The sequence below is a fragment of the Brevundimonas sp. Br13 genome, from assembly GCF_055391505.1.
In genome coordinates, this window is record NZ_AP044008.1 from 2,908,450 (window position 1) to 2,927,299 (window position 18,850).

The window sequence follows — 18,850 nt, forward strand, 5'->3', positions numbered from 1 at the left end:
TGGAGCCTGATTCACGGCGTCAGCGGAATCGCGAAGCGATTCCACTTCAACCGATCAGGCTCTAGGCCTCGCCCTCGGCGATATCGCGCAGCCGCTCGGGCTCTTCGATCCGCAGTTCGCTGAGCGACAGCAGACGAATCACCCCTGTGGTCTTGAACTTGGTCAGGACCCGGCTGACCGTCTCTATGGTCAGGCCCAGATAGTCGGCGATCTCGGATCGGGTCATCGGCAGCCGCACCTGATCCTCGGCCTGCGGCCGCAAGGGATCGCGGCTGGGCAGCTCCAGCAGGAAGGAGGCGATTCGTTCCTGCGCCGTCTTGCGGCCCAACAGCAGCATCTGGTTCTGGGCGGCGGCGAGTTCGTGGGTCGCCCGATCCAGCAGAGCCTCTTCCAGCCGGGGCCGCTCACGGACAAGGGCGCGGTATTCGCTCTTGCGGAACCGGCACAGGGTCGCATCCTCAATCGCCTCGCCTGAAAAGGCGTAGTCCTCGCCGGTCGCCAGGCCGACGAAGTCGCCGGCGAACAGGAAGCCCGTGATCTGGCGCCGCCCGTCGGGCAACAGCTTATAGATCCGCACCGATCCTGAGGTGATGTTGAACAGATGGACGGCCGGATCGCCCTCGCGGATCAGGGCCTCGCCCGCCTTCAGCGACACCCTTTCGGCGATGGCGTCCAGGCCGGCCAGGTCCGCCGGATCCAGGCTGCTGCAGACGCTGAAGGCGCGCGCGCCGCAGCCGACGCAGACCGATTCCTGTCGGCGCTGTGCGCAGTCGGTCGGCAGGGCGCGAAGTTCCAGCATGATGGCGCGATTATGCTCTTGTCCGCCTAAGACGCAATTCTTTTGACGCGGATCAAGGCGGTCCTTTCGTCTAAGCCCTAGACGTCCGACAATGAGCGCACTCCAATACCGACGCCTGAGCGGCGACGAGGCCGACCAGGCCTATGTCATCGCGCGCATGGCTGATTCGACCCTGACGATGGACGCCTGGCGCGCCCGCGTCGCGGCGGCGCCTGCGGCCGGCGGAGTGATGGCGGCCGTGGCGGGAGGGGTCGTGCGCGCGGTCCTGGCCTATACGATCGCCACCACGACGGAGGGCGAGCGTCAATTCATCGTCGACGCCCTGGTCGCCTTCGATCTCTTGAGGCCCGAGCGGCTCGTCCAGGGCCTGATCGACGCCGCATGCGACCTGGCCCGGCAGAACTGCAAGGCCATAGGCCTGTCGGCGGGCCTGGACGCGCCAGGACGCGACGCCGTGATACGCCATATCGCCGAAGGCGCCGTGCTGCATCGGGTCATCTGATCCAGCGGCGCGGACGGGGCTGCTGGTGCGGGCGGCCGGGATCGAACCGGCAAGGGCTTTCGCCCGGCAGATTTTAAGTCTGCTGCGTCTACCAGTTTCGCCACGCCCGCGAGCCGGTCCGGCTCTATAGCCAGAACCGGCGGCCGGGGCCAAGCGGCTCAGCGCGCAGGCGTGGCCGGGGCGGCGGGGCGCATGGCGCGGAAATCGACGTCCGAATCGGCGATCAGCCACAGCAGCCCCGCCCAGGCGGCGACGTTCTGGCTCAGTTGGGCCGGGTCGATCTTGTCCAGGGTGTCGTTGGCCGTGTGGTGCAGGTCGAAATAGCGGGTTCCGTCCTGGGCCAGGCCGAAGAAGGGCACGCCCAACGGCCCCATAGGCCCGACATCGACCCCGCCCTCGGTCTCGACGCGGTCCGAGGCCAGGACGCCGATCGGATAGAGGACGCGCGTGGCGGCCTTCTGGAAGTCGGAGCCTTGCGCGCCGGCCGGCAGCCGCAGGGCATAGACCCGGTCGGCGCCGAAGTCGCTCTCGCCGGCGATGATGTGCTTGTCCAGGGCGGCGCCTTGGTTGCGGGCGTAGACGCCGCCGCCGTTGCCGGTCCGGGGCGTCGGCTGGGCCACCTCTTCGGAACCATAGAAGATGACGCGCAGGGTGCGCGCCGGGCGACGGCCGCTGTCGGCGATGGCCTTGGCTGCGGCCACCGTAATGGCGCCGCCCGCTCCGTCGTCGATCGCGCCGGTGCCCAGGTCCCAGCTGTCCATGTGCGAGCCCAGGACGATGATCTCGTCCGGACGGCTGGCGCCGGGCAGGTCGCCGATCACGTTCTGGCTGTGGGTCTCATAGGTATGGGCCGTCGAGGTCAGGCGCATCCGCACCGGCTCGCCCAGGGCGACCAGGCGGCTGACCTGGTCGGCGTCCGGCGCCGACAGGGCGAAGGCGGGGATCGTCGGCTTGCCGTCCACATAGCGGGTGGTGCCGGTGTGCGGCATCCGGTCCTCGTCGGACCCGACCGAGCGCATCACGAAGGCCGCCGCCCCCTTGGCCGCGGCGACGCCCGGCCCGGCCCCGCGCACGCGGGTCTGGGGACCATAGCCCGAGCCGTCCTGCATCGGATGCATCTGGCCCAAATCGACATAGACGATCTTGCCCCGCACAGCGGCGTCCGGCGCGGCCTGAAGGTCTTCCATCGAGGCGAAACGGACGATCTCGGCCTCGACTCCGCCTGTGGGGGTGGCTGGCGAATGGCCCAGCGCGGCGGCGACCAGGGCCTGGGCGTGGTCGCCGACAATGGCGGCGGAGCTTTCGCCCCGCTCCCACCCGACCAGAGGAAACTCTTCGATCCGGACGTTCTGGAAGCCGTGGGCGCGCAGATAGTCGGCGGCCCAGGCGGCGGCGTCCTGTTCGGCTTTCGATCCCGCCGGGCGCGCGCCGAACCGGGTCGTCAGCTGGGTGACGTAGTCCAGGGCGATGTTGGAGCGCAGGGCCGCGTCGCGAATGGCGATCGCCCGCTCCACCGTCGCGGCGTCCTGGGCCGACGCCAGGGGCGCAAAGGCGACAAGGCCCAGCGCAAGGGCGCTGGCGGTCAGCAGACGAAGGGACATGGGCGCGGCTCCACTTGGAAAGCCGCGACCCTAGAAAGAGTCAGCCGTTCTGGAAATAGGGTTCCACCGTCCCCTGCAACTTGACGGTCAGGGCCTTGCCCTTGCGGTCCACGCGATTGCCCAGAGCCAGCCGCACCCAGCCCTCGGAGACGCAATATTCCTCGACATTGGTCTTTTCCTCGCCCTTGAACCGGACGCCGACGCCGCGCTGCAACGCCTCGGCGTCGTGATAGGGGCTGGACGGGTCGACGGAGAGGCGGTCGGGAGGCGTGTCGGACATGGTCGGTCAGAGGGCTCGTAGGTCGGAAAGGCGCGGTGATAGCCGCGCCCGGCCGCCCTGCCAACCGAAACCGCCGCTCAGAACCCGAGCCAGAGCCGCGCCAGCGGTATGGCCAGCCACAGGGGCGCCGTCAGCAGGCCGCGCGCCAGCGGGCGCCGAAGGCGGTGCGCAATATACAAGACTTCCCCGAGCATGGCGGACCATCCTCAATGCCTCGCCCCCAAATCGGGCGTGAAGGGAGGATGCGCCCAAATGGGTTAGCGGATCGCCGTCATCCCACTAGGGATGAATCCGCAAGGGACGTCACTGCACCGTCTGGCGCGGCTGGGCGTCGGCGGCCGAGGGCTGATAGGCTTGGGGACCGCTGGCCGGAGCGGCGGCGGGGGTCGCGGTCGGGCGGGCGGCTGGACGGTTCGCCGGGCGGCGGGCGGCCGGACGCGGGGTCTGACGCGCCGGGGTCGCCGCAGCAGGCGTCGGCGCCGGGGACGCAGCCGTCGGACCAGAACCCGGCGTCGCGGGCGCGGCGGCGGCCGGGGCGGGGGTCGCTTCGGCGGCGGCGGCGCGGGCCGCCATCTGCTGCGCCTGGAAGCGGGCGGCCATCTTCTCCGTCAGCTCCTTGGCCTGGGCCGGCGTCATCTGGGCCATGACGGCCGCCAGGGTGCGCGGCCGCATGGCCGCCGCGACCGGCAGACGAACCCGATCCTCCAGCGAAGCCATGACGGGGGCGGCGTCCTTGGGCCGCATGGCCGAATAGACCTGAACCAGCCGGTCGATCTCGGCCTTTTCGCGCTCGTCGACCTGGCCCAGCATCTGCTTCATCTCGGCCTTCAGCGCCTCCAGCGCCTTGACCTTGGCGTCCAGCTTCTGCTCGGCGGCGACCATCAGCGGCAGGGTGGTGGCGAAGTCCTGATCCCGCGCGTCCAGCTCGGTTCGGCGCGCCGACAGGGACTGGATGATCTTCAGCTCGGCCGGAGAAATGCCGGCCTGCTGCGCCAGCTGTTCGGGCGAGAGCGCGCAGGTGCCGGCCGGGGCGGGCTTGGGCGCCGCAGCGGCGGCGGCCGGCGCAGCCTCCTCGGCCCAGGCCTTGGCGCCTTCGAACAGGCCCGGCGCGACGCCGACGGCGCGCACGGCGACGACCCCGCCGATGGCGACGGCGATCAGGGGGAGAAGGCGGGGGATGCGGGCCATGAAAGAAGGTTCCGAACTCAGGCGGCGAACAGGTCGTCGTCCAGATTACGACGCGCGGCGTTGAGGCTTTGTTTTGCGGTTTGGTTAGCGGAGCCGACGGCGGTCAGGGCCTGGACGATGGCGGCGACATTGTCGCGCCCGGCCGGCGCCCGGCCCGTCGCGGCGCTCGCGACGGTCGGGGTCATGCCCTGGATGCGTTCGGCCAGGGCGGCCATGCGGCGCGCGCGCTCGTCGTCGTCATTGACCAGGGCGGCCGGCGAAGGGGCGATCGCGGCCGAACGAACCGGTTCGGGACGGGCGACCGCCTCCTCTTCCCGGCTCCGGCTCGTCGCGGTCGGGGCCCGCGCGATCAGAACCTCCAGCTGCTGCTTGACCTCGCGCGCCTTGATGATCCGGTCGTGCAGCAGATCCGTCTCCTGGCCCGAGGCGCGCAGATTGGCCAGGGCCGCCTCGGCGCGGCCGGCGGCGGCGTTCAGCTCGGTCACCGCCTGGGCGAAGGCGATCTGCCCGGTGCGAAGGGCCGCCAGCTTGCGCTCCAGCTTGATCCCGTAGCCGACCGCCGCGACCAGCAGCAGCATGAGGACGGCGTCCATGATCATTCCAGCCATCAGCGCGCGCCCTTTATTCTTGCGGCGGATTCAGGGCTGATCGGCCCTTCGACGCGCACGGCGATATGTTGTCCCTTTCGGCCCATGCGGCCGGTCGTCAGGGGGATGGAGCCCGCACGGATCGAAACCTCCGAATCCGGCGTGGCGTTCAGCATCATCGTGTCCCCGACCTTCAGGTTCAAGACGCTGGACAGGGGCATGACCTGCTCGTCCAGCACCGCCCGCACCTCGGTTTCGGTGGTCCAGATTTCGGTGGCCAAGTGGCCTTCCCAGATGTTGTCGCGGCCGAACTTCTCACCCATGAACTGCTGCAGCAGCATCTTGCGGATCGGCTCCAGCGTCGCATAGGGCAGGAGCAGTTCGATCCGTCCGCCGAGATCCTCCATGTCGATCCGCAGCTTGATCAGGATGGCGGCGTTGGCCGGGCGCGCAATGGCGGCGAAGCGCGGATTGGTCTCCAGCCGGTCCAGATTGAAGGTGACCGGGGTCAAGGGCTCGAACGCCTGGCGGGCGTCGTTCAGCACCACCTCCACCATCCGCTGCACCAGCACCCGTTCGATGGTGGTGTAGGGCCGCCCCTCGATCCGCAGGGCCGCCGTGCCGCGACGGCCGCCCAGCAGCACGTCGACGATCGAATAGATCAGGTTGGAATCGACGGTCAGCAGGCCGTAGTTGTCCAGTTCCTCGGCCCGAAACACCGCCAGGATGGCCGGCAGAGGGATGGAGTTCAGATAGTCGCCGAACCGGATCGACGAGATGTTGTCCAGCGACACCTCGACGTTGTCCGAGGTGAAGTTGCGCAAGCTGGTCGTCATCAACCGCACCAGGCGGTCGAACACGATTTCCAGCATCGGCAGGCGTTCGTATGAGACGAGCGCCGAGTTGATGATGGCGCGAATGCCGGACTTTTCCGACCCGTCGTCGTCGCCGAGATCGAAGCCCAGCAGGCTGTCGATCTCGTCCTGGTTCAGGACGCGCTCGGACAGGGCGTCCGCAGGATCGCCCAGTCCGGCCAGGGAATCGATCGGCGCGTCGGTCATCGCCTATTGCACCAGCATTTCTTCGATCAGAACGGCGTCGACCTTGCCCGGCGCGGCGACCAGATTGATGCGGCGCAGAAGCTCGGCGCGCAGCTGATAGGTGCCGGCGGAACCGCTCAGATCCTCGGGGCGAAGCTCCCGCACGAAGCCCGTGAACATGTCCTGCAGGCGCGGCATTTCTTCCTGCAGATGCGTCGCCACCTCGGCGTCATGCATCTCCAGCGTCAGCTTGAGCTTCAGGAAGGTGGGGCGTCCGTCCGGCGACTGGATGTTCATCACCATGTCCGGCAGGGTGTAGAAGGTGACGCCGTCCGGCCCTTCCGAAATCTTGCCCAGCGACGGATCGGCCTCGCCCTCCTTGCCGCCCCCGCCGTGGCCGCCGCCCTTTTCCTCGCCCTTCTTCTCTTCCTTGCCGTGACCGCCCTTTTCCTCGGCCTTGGCTTCGCCGTGGCCGCCTTCCGCTGCGGCGGCTTCCTCGCCATGCGCCTCGGCCGGCTTGGGCTTCATCAGGAAGAAGGCCGCCGCGCCGCCGCCGCCCAGGACCAGCAGGGCGACCGGCGCGATGATGAACAGGATCGGCAGCTTCTTTTTCTTGGGCGCGCCTTCTTCGCCCTCGGCGCCCGCCTCGGCCTCGGTCGCGTCGGCGCTGGGGTCGCCCTTCTTCTTGCCAAGTTTCAACATGCGCTCGCCCCGGAGAATCTACAGGGGAAGATCGGCCCGGCTTGGTTAATGCGACGTTTACAAACGGCAGTTTTTGCCGGGCGAACCCGCCCCTCCTCCCCCGCAAAGCCCCGCCGCGCCTGAATTAACCCTGTTGGCACGGTCATTGCGTAAGGGATTTCCGAAGGAGCCTCGTCGTGGAAAACGCCGCCTATATCGGACTGTCCCGTCAGATGACGCTGCGCCGCGAGCTGGACATCGTGGCCAACAACATCGCCAACGCCGACACCACCGGCTTCAAGGTGGAGCAGCTGATGGTCGGGACGGAAATCGGCCAGCGGGCGCGCAACGACGCCATCCGGCCGTCCGCCAGCTTCGTGCTGGACAACGGCGTCGGCCGGGACTTCGGCCAGGGCGCCATGTCCGAGACGGGCCGCACGCTGGACTTCGCCATCGCCGGAGAAGGCGCCTTCTTCACCGTCCGCGACGGCGCCAACGGCGAGGCCTATACCCGCGACGGCGCCTTCACCCTGGACCCCGAGGGCCGGTTGACGACCAAACAGGGCGCGCCTGTGCTGAGCGGCGGCGCCGAGATCGTGCTGGACCCTGCGCTGGGCGCCATATCGGTCGGCGCGGACGGGACCATCACCCAGGCGGGCCAGATCACCGGCCGCCTTTCCGTCGTCCGGTTCGACACCCTGGGCGTTTTGGAGAAGGGCGGCGACGGCCTCTACCGCAACGGTTCCAACACCCAGCCGGTCGAGGCGAACGACGCCCAGGTCCATCAGGGCGCTCTGGAAGCCTCCAACGTCAACTCCCTCGTCGAGATCACCAACCTGGTCGAGATCAGCCGCGCCTATGAGAGCGTCACCCGGATGATCGAGAACACCACCGACCTGAGCCGTCGCGCCGTCGAGCGCCTCGGCAAGGTCGCATAAGGAACCCTGGACATGCGCGCACTTCGCACCGCCGCCTCGGGCATGGCCGCCCAGCAGCTGAACGTGGAGGTCATCTCCAACAACATCGCCAACATGAACACGGTGGGCTTCAAGAAGCAGCGCGCCGAGTTCCAGGATCTGCTCTATCAGAACGTCGAACGGATGGGGGCCCAGTCCTCCAGCCAGGGCACGGTCGTCCCGACGGGCATTCAGATCGGCGCCGGCGTCAAGGCCGGGGCGGTCTATCGCGTGACCGAACAGGGCACGCCCCAGCAGACCGGCAATCCCTATGACATGGCGATCGACGGCCGCGGCTATTTCCAGGTGACCCTGCCCTCGGGCGAGATCGGCTACACTCGCGCGGGCAATCTGCAGCTCAGCCCCGAAGGCCAGATCGTCACCGACGACGGCTATCCTCTGGAACCGGCGATCTCGATCCCGCAGGACACGGTCAAGCTGACCATCTCCAAGACCGGCCTGGTCCAGGCGACGCAGCAGGGTCAGACGGCGCCGACCACCGTGGGCCAGATCCAGTTGGCGACCTTCTTCAACGAGGCGGGGCTGGAAGCGATCGGCGACAATCTTTTGCTGGAGACGGCCGCCTCGGGCGCCGCCAACATCGGCTCGCCCGGCGACGTCGGTTTCGGCCAGATCCTGCAGGCCTATACCGAAGCCTCGAACGTCGATGCGGTGTCCGAGATCAGCGCCCTGATCATCGCCCAGCGCGCCTATGAGATGAACTCCAAGGTCATATCGACGGCGGACCAGATGATGTCGGTCACCTCCCAGGTGAAGGGCTGAGCCATGAAGATCGTTCGTAACGCCCTGGCCCTGACCGCCGTCTTCGCCGCGATCGCCGGCGCCGCCTCAGCCGGCTCGGTGGTCCTGAAGTCCAACCCTGTCGACGACGACGGCCGGGTGACGCTGGGCGACCTGTTCGAGGGCGCGGGCGCCGCCTCTGAGGTGGTGGTGGCCCAGCGCGTTGGCCCGTCCGTCGTTCTGGAAGCCGGCGCCCTTCAGGCCCAGGCGCGTCAGGCGGGTCTGGACTGGGACAATCCGACGGGCCTCCGTCGAGTCGCCGTGCGTCGCGCCGCCGCCGTCCCGGTTCAGACCGCCGCCGCCTCGGCCGGCCAGACGGCCCGCCCCGCCTTTGTCTCCGCCGGCGCCCAGGTCATCGCCCGCAACGACATGGTGCGCGTCACCTATCAGGTCGGGGGCGTCAATCTCAGCGTCATGGGCAAGGCGCTGCGCAACGCCGCCCTGGGCGAGCCCGTGGCGGTCATGAACACCGCCTCCAACCGCATCATCGACGCCGTGGCCTCCGGTCCCGGCCAGGCCCTTGCCGGTCCCGCCGCCGACATGGTCCGCGCCAATCCTCAACAATTCGCCGCCCGCTAGGGAAGTCCGTCATGCGTAAGCTCGTCCTCGCCGCCGCCGTCTCCGCCGCCTCCCTGGGCGCCTGCTCCACCGCCGTCGAGGCGGTGCGCGGCCCCCAACTGGCGCCCATCGGCTATCCCGCCGCCCTGGTTCCCACCCAGCAGGCCTATATGGCCGCCCCGGCGATGCGGACTGAATCGACCCCCGCCAGCGCCAACAGCCTGTGGCGGGTCGGCGCCCGCACCTTCTTCGGCGACCAGCGCGCCCGTCACGTCGGCGACATCCTGACCGTCCGCATCGACATCGACGACCGCGCCCAGACCCAGAACACGACCCAACGGTCGCGGTCCAACGACGCCTCGACCGGAGTGTCCAACTTCTTCGGTTTGGAAAGCAGCCTGGGCCGCGCCTTGCCGGGCGGTTTCGATCCGTCCAAGATGGTCGGGCTGGAAGGCGAAACGAACGCCTCGGGCTCGGGCTCGGTCAACCGGTCCGAAAAGGTCTCTCTGACCATCGCCGCCGTCGTCACCGAGGTTCTGGCCAACGGCAATATGGTCATCCAGGGCCGGCAGGAGGTCCGCACCAACCGTGAGGTTCGCGAGCTGACCGTCGCCGGCATCGTGCGGCCGGAAGACATCTCCTCGGCCAATTCGATCAACCACACCCAAATCGCCGAGGCCCGCATCTCCTACGGCGGCCGCGGCGACATCAGCCGGATGCAGGCCACGCCCGCCGCCCAGAGCCTGGTGGAGCGCTTCAGCCCCTTCTGACCCGCTGCGGCGCGAAAGCCACAACCATCAGCCGCGCAAGCGGAGCCGTGAACTGTTGACGAATACCCGCGTTTGACCGTCAGACGCGAGTTAATGAAATGTTCAAGGTCCTGATCCCCGCCGCCGCCGCCATCGCCTTGGTCGCCTTCGCCGCCAAGCCGCAGGCGACCGAGCCCTCGGCCCCGATGTCGGCGGAAGCGCCGGCCATGGCCTGGCATCTCAGCCACGAGGGCGCCATGGCCAAGCTGGCTTACGGCGTCGCCAACTCCGATCAGTTGGCCCTGATGGTGACTTGCTCGCCTGGAGACCGGACGGCCGTGGTCTATGGCGACGTCCAGCCGGACACGCCTCGCCTGATCAACGCCTCGCACGGTCCCAGCCTGATCGATCCCTTGACCGGCGGCGACGCTACGGAGTCGCGCCTGTCCTTGCAGGACGCCAGTCTGAAGGGTCTCGCCGACCGCGGCGTGATGCGGGTTCAGGGCGATGCAGGCCAGTTCGACCTGACCGCTGACAGGGCCGAGCGGCGGATGATCGCGGACTTTCTGGCCTATTGCGGGTCTTCGCGCGCTTGACAAAATACGCGGCTGACGCAGGCTTGAGTTCCACCGCCAGCAGGGCCGACCGATGAACCTCATTCTCGCCGCCCTCCTGGCTTTCGGCCAGGCGGGAGCTCCGCGCGCCGCCCCGGTCTGGACCTGGACCCTTTATGAGAACGAGGGTCCGGTCGTTCTGGCCAATGAGGCGCCCGACACGCCCAATCTTCGCGCCACCGTGGAATGTGATCCGCGCTCAGGCGTCGTGGACCTTACGGTATACAAGGAAGACGCCCCGGCGCCCGGCGCCGCCTTCGCGCGCCTGAGCTCCGGCGACGTCGCCGCGACCAGTCCGGCCCGGTTCGGACGGCGGGGACGGCTGCAGGTGACGGTCCGCACCGACCATCCGCTGTTCGCCGCCTTCGTCGGCTCGGGCGATCTGACCATTCAGACGGGCGATCGAACAGACCGGGTGGCCATCCCCCGCGCCCATCTTGCCAAGCTGCGCCGTTTGGCGGACCGTTGCGCCGGTTGAGGAGACCGACGATGTCCCGGCTTAAGCTGATCCCGCCCCTTCTGTCCGTCGCGGCCCTGGCCGCCTGCGCGACCCAGCCGCCGACGGCCGACCTGTCCCCGGCCGCATCCGCCCCCGCCCCGACGCCGGGCTACGACTGGATCCGCAACACGGACGAGCCGCCGCAACAGGCTCTGGTCTACGGCATGGCCCACAGCGACGAAGTCAAGCTTCAGCTCTTCTGCCGTCCCGGTTCCGACACCCTGGATCTGGCCGCCATACTCGACAAGCCGGCGCGCCAGCTGCGGCTGGAGTCCGGCGGCGACACCGAAACCTATCGCGCCACTTCTGAAGAGGCGGCGATCAGCGACGGCTACTACGCCCAGGCCCGCGCCAGCACCAAGGACCCCGTCTTCCAGCGGTTCCGCCGGCTGGGCTGGATCGCCGTCTGGGACGGGGACGAACGTCACGCCTACGCCGCCCGCCCCGCCGCCCTGGCCGAGATCGAACGCTTCTTCGCCGCCTGCGGATGACGGCTTGACGCCCCCCGTCCGCTCCGCTTGCGTGGCGGCTGAAAGCGGAGGGCGTCATGAAGATCATCGGTTTGGCCGTTGCGGCCGGTTTGGCGACGGCGGCGACCGGCGCGGCTGCGGCCCCGGAGGCTGCGCAGATGGGGGTCCCCGTGGCGGCGCCGGCGACGGCCCGCCCGGCTGAGGCGGCCCTGAACGCCCTGATCGCCGATTACGAAGCCTATCTGAAGGCGATCGACCCCTTCGCTGCGGGCGGAGAGGGCGATGTGGAGGCCATGGGCCGGGTTCCCGACCTGTCGCGCGCCTTCGAACTGGCCCAGCGCGCGCCGCTGGAAGCCTTCGTCGCCCGGGTCGAGGCCATCGACCCGGCAAGTCTTTCCCAGGCGGCGCGGATCAATCACGCCTTTCTGCTGTACAGCCTGAAGCGCGGCGTCGAGGGTCTGGATTACGACGCCTCTCGCCTGGCCTTTGACAGCGAAGGCGGGCCGGGAACCTGGGCCCTCTATGTCGGCCAGAGCACCCGACTGAACACGGTGGCGGAGGCTCAGGCCTATATCCGGCGCATACGGGGCTTTGGCGACATCTACGCCCAGACCACCGACAACGCCCGGCGGGGTCTCGCCACCGGCATGGTCCAGCCCCGCTCCGTCACCGAAAGCGCCCTGGCCGGGGCGCGCAATGACGTGGCGATCACGCCCGAGGACGAGCCCCTGCTCAAACCCTTCGCCACCCTGCCGACCACCATCGCCCCCGCCGACCGCGACCGGCTGAGGGCCGAGGCCGCCGCTGCGGTCGCCGCAGTCATCGTCCCCGCACGCCGGGCCTGGCTGGCCTTTCTGGAGACCGAATACCTGCCCAAGGCTCCGATCGAGCCCGGCCTGGGCAACCGCGCCGGCGGCAAGGCCCTCTACGCCTATCTGGTGCGCGGCCACACCACCACGGACCTGACGCCGGACCAGATCCACCAGATCGGCCTGTCCGAGGTCGCCCGCATCCGCGCCCGGATGGAGGTCGAGATGAAGGCCGCCGGCTGGACCGGCGACTTCGCCGGCTTTTTGAACTTCCTGCGCACCGATCCCCAGTTCTACGCCCAGACGCGCGAGCACCTGCTGGAGAAGGCGTCGGAGATGGCCAAGCGCGCGGACGGCGGCCTGCCCGCCCTGTTCGCCACCCTGCCCCGCCTGCCCTATGACGTGCAGCCGGTCCCGCCCCAGATCGAGGCGACCTACACCACCGGCCGCTACAATCCCGGCTCGATGCAGAACGGCGTCCCTGGCCACTATGTGGTCAACACGTCGAAGCTCGACCAGCGCCCCCTGTACGAACTGCCGGCCCTGACCTTGCACGAGGCCGTGCCCGGCCACCACCTTCAGATCGCCCTGCAGCAGGAGGCCGAGGACCAGCCCTATTTCCGCCGCCAGGCCAATGTGACGGCCTTCACCGAAGGCTGGGGTCTCTATTCCGAGTTCCTGGGCGAGGAGATGGGCTTTTATCGCACGCCCTATGAGCGGTTCGGCCGCCTGTCCTATGAAATGTGGCGCGCCTGCCGCCTGGTGGCCGACACCGGCCTGCACTGGATGGGCTGGTCGGAAGAGCAGGCCCGCGCCTGTTTCCGCGACAACTCCGCCCTGGCGCCCCACAATATCGAGACCGAGCTTCAGCGCTACATCGGCTGGCCCGGCCAGGCCACGGCCTACAAGATCGGCGAGATCCGCCTGCGCGAAATCCGCGCCAGGGCCGAGCGCGAGCTGGGGCCGAAGTTCAACGTCCGCACCTTCCACGACGCCCTGCTGACGGAGGGCCCGCTGCCGCTGGCCCTTCTGGACCAGCGGATGGACGCCTGGATCGCGGCGGAGAAATAGGACCTTCCCCCGCTTGCGGGGGAAGTGTCAGGTCGTGGCGCGCAGCGACACGCCTGACGATGGGGGAAGTCTTCTGTTCAAACGAGACTCCCCTCTCCGACCCTAGTCCGCTGCGCGGACGCCGGGCCACCTCTCCCGCAAGCGGGAGAGGGTCTTAAGCCCACGCCGGAACCGGCAGGCCCTTCGATGTCAGGAATTCCGGGTTGAACAGCTTGGACGCATAGCGCGACCCCGGATCGCACAGGCAGGTGACGATGGTCTTGCCCGGCCCGATCTCGCGCGCCAGCCGCACAGCCCCGGCGATGTTGACCCCGGCCGATCCGCCCAGCGACAGACCTTCGTGCTTCACCAGATCGAACAGGATCGGCAGGAACTCGGCATCCTCGATCCGGTAGGCGTGGTCGGGCTTGAACCCCTCCAGATTGCCGGTGATCCGCGCCACCCCGATCCCCTCGGTGATCGACGAGCCCTCGCCCGTCATCTCGCCCTTGGTGAACCAGTTGAACAGGGCCGCGCCGGCGGGATCGGCCAGGGCGATGGTCACATCAGGCTTCTTCTCGCGCAAATAGGCCGCGACGCCCGAGATGGTGCCGCCCGACCCCACGGCCGAGACGAAGGCGTCGATCTGGCCGCCCGTCTGTTCCCAGATTTCCGGCGCTGTCGTCGTATAATGGGCGTCTCGGTTGGCGGTGTTGTCGAACTGGTTGGCCCAGATCGCCCCGGCCTCTTCGCTCTCGTTCAGTTCAGAGGCCAGGCGTCCGGAATAGTGGACGAAATGATTGGGGCTGGAGAAGGGGGCGGCGTCCACCTCGACCAGGCGCGCGCCCAGCGAACGGATGGCCGACTTCTTCTCCTCCGACTGGGTGCGGGGCATGACGATGACCACGGGATGACCCAGGGCCGCCCCGACCAGGGCCAGGCCGATGCCGGTGTTGCCCGCCGTTCCCTCGACGATGGTCCCGCCGGGCTTCAGCGCGCCCGACGCCCGCGCGGTCTGGACGATGGACAGGGCGGCGCGGTCCTTGATCGAGCCGCCGGGGTTCATGAACTCGGCCTTGCCCAGGATTTCGCAGCCCGTCTCGTCAGACAGGCGATTCAGGCGGACCAGCGGCGTATGGCCGATCAGGTCGATGACAGACGGTGTGACGGACACGTTTCAGCTTTCAGGCGAGGTCGAACGGGAGGACGATCAGGCGGCGACCTGACGCTTGCCTAGGTGGATGCCGCATTCGACCTTGTCCATCCCCGACCAGCGTCCGGCCCGCGCGTCTTCGTCGTCTTCGACGGCGCGGGTGCAGGGCCAGCAGCCGATGGAGCGGTAGCCCTGCTCCACCAGCGGGTGGCGCGGCAGGTCGTGCGCCTCCAGCCAGGCCTCGACGGCGTCGGCGTCCCAGTCCGCCAGCGGATTGATCCGCAGCACCCCGTCCAGCACCTCGAACGGTTTCAACGCCGCGCGGGTCGCGGCCTGATAGCGTTTGCGCCCGGTGATCAGGGCGTTGAACCCGACCGTCGCCCGCGCCAGGGGCCGCACCTTCCGCAGGTCGCAGCAGGCGTCGGCGTCGGTCTTCCACAGGTCGTCGCGGGCGTCCAGGGTCGCCTTCTCGTTCGCATCCGGCGTGACCAGACGCACGTCGGTCAGTCCCAGAGTCTTGGTCAGCTGGGTGCGATAGGACAGGGTCTGCAGGAAATGCTGGCCGGTCTCCAGAAAGACCACCGGCACGTCCGGATTGGTCTGGGCCACAATGTGCAGCAGGGCCGCCGATTCCGCCCCGAACGAGGATATGGTCCCGGTCCGCAGGCCCAGGGCCGGATCCAGCGCCGCCTTCAGGATGTCCGACGCGGCCTTGCCCTCGGTCTCGCGGTTCAGCCGATCAGCCAGGGCCTGCAGATCCCGATCGTTCGACGCCGCTCGCCGCCTTTGCCAGATGGTCGGGGCGGGATCGACGGCCGGCTGATAGGAGCCGCTGAAGGCCTGATCCATCCGCGCCCAGGCCGCCGTGTCTGCCCCCGGCGCCAGCTCCACCGCGTCGAATCCCGACCGCCGCAGATGGCGCGCCTGGTCCGGCAGGACCTTGCCCGCCGCGATCAGCCGCCCGGCATAGCCCCGCTCGCGCAGCACCGCCGCCAGCGAGAAGCCGCGCCCGTCGCGAAAGGCGTCAAACTCCAGCACCAGGACGTCGGTTGCGGCGGCGGCCGCCTCGACCTCTTCCAGCGGGGTCGTCACCGACAGGCGCGGCCCGTTCTGAACTCCCTCAAGCGTTTGCAGCATCGAGCGTCTCATAGATGGCGTCGCGGAAGGGATCGGGTCCGACACGGCGCACCGTGTCGATGAACCGCTCGCCCTCGGCGCGGATTTGCAGATAGCGGTCCAGGGTCCGCTGGATGGCGGGCGCGACCTCGTCGGCCGGCAGGCTCTTGCCGACGATGTCGCCCAGGGCCGCCTGTTCGTCGGGCGAACCGCCGACGGTGATCTGGTAGTATTCTTCGCCCTTCCGGTCGACGCCCAGGACGCCGATATGGCCGACGTGGTGGTGGCCGCAGGCGTTGATGCAGCCGCTCATATTGATCCGGACCGGCCCCAGCTTCTCCTGATAGTCCAAGTCCGCCAGCCGCTTCGACAAGGCCTGAGCGACCGGGATCGACCGGGCGTTGGCCAGGCTGCAATAGTCCAGCCCCGGACAGGCGATCACGTCGGTCGCCAGATCGGCGTTGGCCGTGGCCAGCCCCGCCTCCAGCAGCGCCCGCCAGACCGTCGGCACATCGTCCAGCTTCACATGGGGCAGGACCAGGTTCTGCTCATAGGCGGCGCGCAGTTCGTCGAAGCCGTAGCGTTCGGCCAGGTCGGCGACCGCGTTCATCTGGTCGGCCGTGATGTCGCCCGGCACCCCGCCGACCGGCTTCAGCGACACCACCACCGAGGCATAGCCCGGCTGCCGGTGACGCCGCACATTGTTCCGCGCAAACCGCGCAAAGTCCGGATCGGCCAGCAGGGCGCGCTCGAACGGAGCGCTGGCCTTGGGCAGATCCTCGAACGGCGGCGGGGCGAAATAGGCCTTGATCCGCTCGGCCTCGTCCTCGGGGATCCGCAGGTCTTCCAGGCGCAGGGTGGCGTAGTGTTTGTCCACCTCCTCGCGGAAGGCCTCCAGCCCGACCGAGGCGACCAGGATCTTGATCCGCGCCTTATGGATATTGTCGCGCCGTCCCAAGAGGTTCCACGCCCGCAATATGGCGGTCAGATAGGCCAGCAGGTCCGCAGCCGGAACCGCCGAGGCGATCTCCTGGCCGATATGGGGCAACCGCCCCTGCCCGCCGCCGACGAAGACGCGGAAGGCGGTCCCGCCGTCTTCGCCGCGCACGATCTGCAGCCCCACGTCATGGGTGCGGATCGCCGCCCTATCCTTCTCGGCGCCGATGACCGCGATCTTGAACTTGCGCGGCAGGAAGCTGAACTCCGGGTGGATCGTCGACCACTGTCGGATGATCTCGCACCAGGGCCGCGGATCCTCGATCTCGTCCTCCGCCGCCCCGGCGAAGACGTCGGTCGTGGTGTTGCGGATGCAGTTGCCCGAGGTCTGGATGGCGTGCATCTCGACATCGGCCAGATCGCTCAGGATCGCCGGCAGGTCCGTCAGGGCCGGCCAGTTGTACTGGATGTTCGTCCGCGTGGTGAAATGGCCGTAGCCCTTGTCATAGGTGCGGGCGATATGGGCCAGCCGGCGCATCTGCCGACTGTTGAACGTTCCATAGGGAATGGCGACCCGCAGCATATAGGCGTGAAGCTGCAGATAGACCCCGTTCATCAGCCGCAGCGGCTTGAACTCGTCCTCGGTCAGGGCGCCGGAGGCGCGGCGCGCCACCTGGTCGGAAAACTCCGCCACCCGCTCACGCACCAGGGCGTGGTCGAACTCGTCATAGCGATACATCAGCCCACGCCTCCCGCGACGCTGTGGCCGACGGTCGGACCGGTCGCGCGAATCCGCTCCTTCAGCCGATCCCGGCCTGAGGGGGCGCCCCCCTGGACCTCCACCAGATAGGGATTGACGAAGACGTCGGGCCGCCCGGCGACCTCCGCCAGCACGATCTCGGCCGCCGCCTCGTCCAGGGTCGAAGCCTCGTCCAGGCGCTCGACCGGCTGATTGTTCAGGCCGGCATAGATGACGCGGCCGTCCGACAGGCGGTTTGCGGTCACGATCTTCACGCCGCGAACTCCGCCCGGACGTCCAGCTGAGCGGCCGAAAACGCCGCCGTCTCGCCGACGAACAATAGGGCCGGACCGGTCAGATGGGCGCCCCGCACCAGGGCGCCCAGCGCGTCCAGCCGACCCGTCAGAACCCGCTCGTCCGGCCGGCTGCCGTTCTCGACGATCGCGACGGGGGTCGAGCCCAGACGCCCCGCCGCCATCAGCTTGGCCGCCGTCTCCTCGGCCCGGTCCACGCCCATATAGATGGCCAGGGTATGATTGGGCGCGGCCAGCCTGGCCCAGTCGGCGTCGCCCCCACCCGGCTTGGCCTGGGCCGTCACGAAAGTCACCGCCTGGGCGTAGTCGCGATGGGTCAGCGGGATCCCCGCCGAAGCGGCGCAGGCCAGGGCCGCCGTCACGCCCGGCACCACAAAGACCGGAACCCCGGCCGCCCGCATGGCCTCCAGCTCCTCGCCGCCGCGCCCGAAGACGAAGGGATCCCCGCCCTTCAGCCGCACGACCCGGTGGCCGGCGCGGGCCTCCTCGATCATCAGGGCCTCGATCTGATCCTGGGGTACCGAATGTTCGCCGCGCGCCTTGCCCACGTACAGGCGTTTGGCGTCTCGTCGCGCCCGCTCCAGCACGGCATCCGGCACCAGCCGGTCGTGAATAATGACGTCGGCGTCCTGCAACACCCGCAGCGCCTTCAGGGTCAGCAGCTCCGGATCGCCCGACCCCGCCCCGACGATATGGACCATCCCCTGCTCCGGCGCGGCCGAGTTCAGCAGACGCAGCATCTCGCGCCGCGCCTCCGCCGTGCGCCCCTCGGCTGCCAAGGCCGCCGCCGGTCCCCGGAACGCCTTCTCCCAGAACCGTCGCCGCGCCATGAAGTCCGGCACATTGGCCTTGACCGTATCGCGCAGCTCGCGCGCCAGCCGGGCGACGTGGGCCAGACCGGCGGGTAGAACGCCCTCGACGGCCGTGCGCACGTCGCGGGCCAGGATCGGCGCCGATCCCCCGGTGGCGACCCCGATCACCACCTCGTCCCGGTCGATCAGGGCCGGGGTCTGGAAGTCGCTCAGATGGGGCTTGTCCACCACATTGACCTGGGCCCCCGCCGCCCGCGCCAGGGCGCCCAGCCGCGTCAGTTCGTCCGCGTCGTCCAAGGCCATAAAGACCAGACGCGCCCCCGCCAGATCCTGGGCCTGGGCCGCGCGCAGCACCGGCTCCGGCGCGCTCAGCGGGATTTCCATCCGGGGCGGGGCGCCGTCAGGCGCGAACCACAGCAGCTGGGCCGGCGTGTTCAGGAACAGTCGCAGCTTGGCCAGGGCGGGCTCACCGCCGCCGATGATCACGATCTTGGCGGCCTCAAGCGGAATGGAGGCGAGAAATACACGCATCGTCTTGCTTTCAGGGCCGGCGTCGGGGAAGGAGGACGGCGGCGGAGCCCGAACCATCGGCCTCC

At 68.9% G+C, this 18,850-nt stretch carries 21 protein-coding genes and 1 tRNA gene; 9 read left to right on the forward strand and 13 right to left on the reverse strand.

Annotation, left to right across the window (positions count from 1 at the left end):
• Positions 1–61: 61 nt before the first annotated feature.
• Positions 62–799: a helix-turn-helix domain-containing protein gene (locus tag ACZ5M6_RS14465; protein WP_464158989.1), complete on the reverse strand. Its 738-nt coding sequence runs from the start codon at positions 797–799 to the stop codon at positions 62–64.
• Between the two features lie 91 nt (positions 800–890).
• Here ACZ5M6_RS14465 and ACZ5M6_RS14470 point away from each other — a divergent pair, with 91 nt between their 5' ends.
• Positions 891–1,301, forward strand: a complete 411-nt coding sequence (locus ACZ5M6_RS14470; protein ID WP_054766303.1) for a hypothetical protein — start codon at positions 891–893, stop codon at positions 1,299–1,301.
• Between the two features lie 23 nt (positions 1,302–1,324).
• Here the strand turns inward: ACZ5M6_RS14470 and ACZ5M6_RS14475 are convergent.
• From ACZ5M6_RS14475 to ACZ5M6_RS14505, 7 genes are all read right to left on the reverse strand, one after another.
• Positions 1,325–1,411: transfer RNA gene (locus ACZ5M6_RS14475), tRNA-Leu, on the reverse strand.
• A 48-nt stretch (positions 1,412–1,459) separates the two neighbouring features.
• Positions 1,460–2,902 (reverse strand): M20/M25/M40 family metallo-hydrolase, encoded by a 1,443-nt coding sequence (locus ACZ5M6_RS14480; protein ID WP_054766377.1) that lies wholly within the window; start codon positions 2,900–2,902, stop codon positions 1,460–1,462.
• A gap of 40 nt (positions 2,903–2,942) precedes the next feature.
• Positions 2,943–3,182 (reverse strand): DUF3297 family protein, encoded by a 240-nt coding sequence (locus ACZ5M6_RS14485; protein WP_054766378.1) that lies wholly within the window; start codon positions 3,180–3,182, stop codon positions 2,943–2,945.
• A gap of 303 nt (positions 3,183–3,485) precedes the next feature.
• Entirely contained in the window at positions 3,486–4,370 is an 885-nt protein-coding gene (locus ACZ5M6_RS14490; RefSeq protein WP_054766379.1) for a MotE family protein, read from the reverse strand.
• Between the two features lie 17 nt (positions 4,371–4,387).
• The gene (locus ACZ5M6_RS14495) at positions 4,388–4,978 is read right to left on the reverse strand and encodes a DUF6468 domain-containing protein (protein ID WP_054766380.1); all 591 of its coding nucleotides are present in this window, start codon (positions 4,976–4,978) and stop codon (positions 4,388–4,390) included.
• Positions 4,978–6,018 (reverse strand): flagellar motor switch protein FliM, encoded by a 1,041-nt coding sequence (fliM, locus tag ACZ5M6_RS14500; RefSeq protein ID WP_464158990.1) that lies wholly within the window; start codon positions 6,016–6,018, stop codon positions 4,978–4,980. The genes ACZ5M6_RS14495 and fliM overlap by 1 nt, the downstream gene beginning before the upstream one ends.
• 3 nt (positions 6,019–6,021) lie before the next feature.
• A complete protein-coding gene (locus tag ACZ5M6_RS14505) occupies positions 6,022–6,699 on the reverse strand; it encodes a flagellar basal body-associated FliL family protein (protein WP_464158991.1) in 678 nt (225 codons plus the stop codon).
• 176 nt (positions 6,700–6,875) lie between these two features.
• Here ACZ5M6_RS14505 and flgF point away from each other — a divergent pair, with 176 nt between their 5' ends.
• The 8 genes from flgF to ACZ5M6_RS14545 all read left to right on the forward strand — a co-directional run bounded on the left by flgF (position 6,876) and on the right by ACZ5M6_RS14545 (position 13,205).
• Positions 6,876–7,616: a flagellar basal-body rod protein FlgF gene (gene flgF / locus ACZ5M6_RS14510; protein WP_182714065.1), complete on the forward strand. Its 741-nt coding sequence runs from the start codon at positions 6,876–6,878 to the stop codon at positions 7,614–7,616.
• A gap of 12 nt (positions 7,617–7,628) precedes the next feature.
• Positions 7,629–8,417, forward strand: coding sequence for a flagellar basal-body rod protein FlgG (flgG, locus tag ACZ5M6_RS14515; RefSeq protein WP_054766384.1), 789 nt, complete (start codon positions 7,629–7,631; stop codon positions 8,415–8,417).
• Between the two features lie 3 nt (positions 8,418–8,420).
• Positions 8,421–9,014, forward strand: a complete 594-nt coding sequence (locus ACZ5M6_RS14520; RefSeq protein ID WP_182714064.1) for a flagella basal body P-ring formation protein FlgA — start codon at positions 8,421–8,423, stop codon at positions 9,012–9,014.
• An 11-nt stretch (positions 9,015–9,025) separates the two neighbouring features.
• Positions 9,026–9,763: a flagellar basal body L-ring protein FlgH gene (gene flgH, locus ACZ5M6_RS14525; protein ID WP_464158992.1), complete on the forward strand. Its 738-nt coding sequence runs from the start codon at positions 9,026–9,028 to the stop codon at positions 9,761–9,763.
• Between the two features lie 98 nt (positions 9,764–9,861).
• Positions 9,862–10,338: a hypothetical protein gene (locus ACZ5M6_RS14530; protein ID WP_054766387.1), complete on the forward strand. Its 477-nt coding sequence runs from the start codon at positions 9,862–9,864 to the stop codon at positions 10,336–10,338.
• 52 nt (positions 10,339–10,390) lie between these two features.
• A complete protein-coding gene (locus tag ACZ5M6_RS14535) occupies positions 10,391–10,834 on the forward strand; it encodes a hypothetical protein (RefSeq protein ID WP_152950762.1) in 444 nt (147 codons plus the stop codon).
• 11 nt (positions 10,835–10,845) lie between these two features.
• Positions 10,846–11,346 (forward strand): hypothetical protein, encoded by a 501-nt coding sequence (locus ACZ5M6_RS14540; RefSeq protein ID WP_054766389.1) that lies wholly within the window; start codon positions 10,846–10,848, stop codon positions 11,344–11,346.
• Between the two features lie 56 nt (positions 11,347–11,402).
• Complete coding sequence (locus tag ACZ5M6_RS14545) at positions 11,403–13,205, forward strand: DUF885 domain-containing protein (RefSeq protein WP_464158993.1); 1,803 nt, start codon at positions 11,403–11,405, stop codon at positions 13,203–13,205.
• Between the two features lie 154 nt (positions 13,206–13,359).
• Here ACZ5M6_RS14545 and ACZ5M6_RS14550 read toward each other — a convergent pair whose 3' ends face one another.
• From ACZ5M6_RS14550 to cysG, 5 genes are read right to left on the reverse strand one after another with little or no spacing between them, the layout of a single operon-like run.
• Entirely contained in the window at positions 13,360–14,358 is a 999-nt protein-coding gene (locus tag ACZ5M6_RS14550) for a cysteine synthase A (protein WP_464158994.1), read from the reverse strand.
• Between the two features lie 36 nt (positions 14,359–14,394).
• Positions 14,395–15,474 carry a phosphoadenylyl-sulfate reductase gene (locus ACZ5M6_RS14555; RefSeq protein WP_464158995.1) on the reverse strand — a complete coding sequence of 360 codons (1,080 nt, stop codon included), beginning with the start codon at positions 15,472–15,474 and terminating at the stop codon, positions 14,395–14,397.
• The gene (locus ACZ5M6_RS14560; RefSeq protein ID WP_464158996.1) at positions 15,458–17,128 is read right to left on the reverse strand and encodes a nitrite/sulfite reductase; all 1,671 of its coding nucleotides are present in this window, start codon (positions 17,126–17,128) and stop codon (positions 15,458–15,460) included. The genes ACZ5M6_RS14555 and ACZ5M6_RS14560 overlap by 17 nt, the downstream gene beginning before the upstream one ends.
• Positions 17,128–17,403, reverse strand: a complete 276-nt coding sequence (locus ACZ5M6_RS14565; RefSeq protein WP_464158997.1) for a DUF2849 domain-containing protein — start codon at positions 17,401–17,403, stop codon at positions 17,128–17,130. The genes ACZ5M6_RS14560 and ACZ5M6_RS14565 overlap by 1 nt, the downstream gene beginning before the upstream one ends.
• Complete coding sequence (cysG, locus tag ACZ5M6_RS14570; RefSeq protein WP_464158998.1) at positions 17,400–18,785, reverse strand: siroheme synthase CysG; 1,386 nt, start codon at positions 18,783–18,785, stop codon at positions 17,400–17,402. Before cysG ends, ACZ5M6_RS14565 begins: the two co-directional genes overlap by 4 nt.
• Between the last annotated feature and the right edge of the window lie 65 nt (positions 18,786–18,850).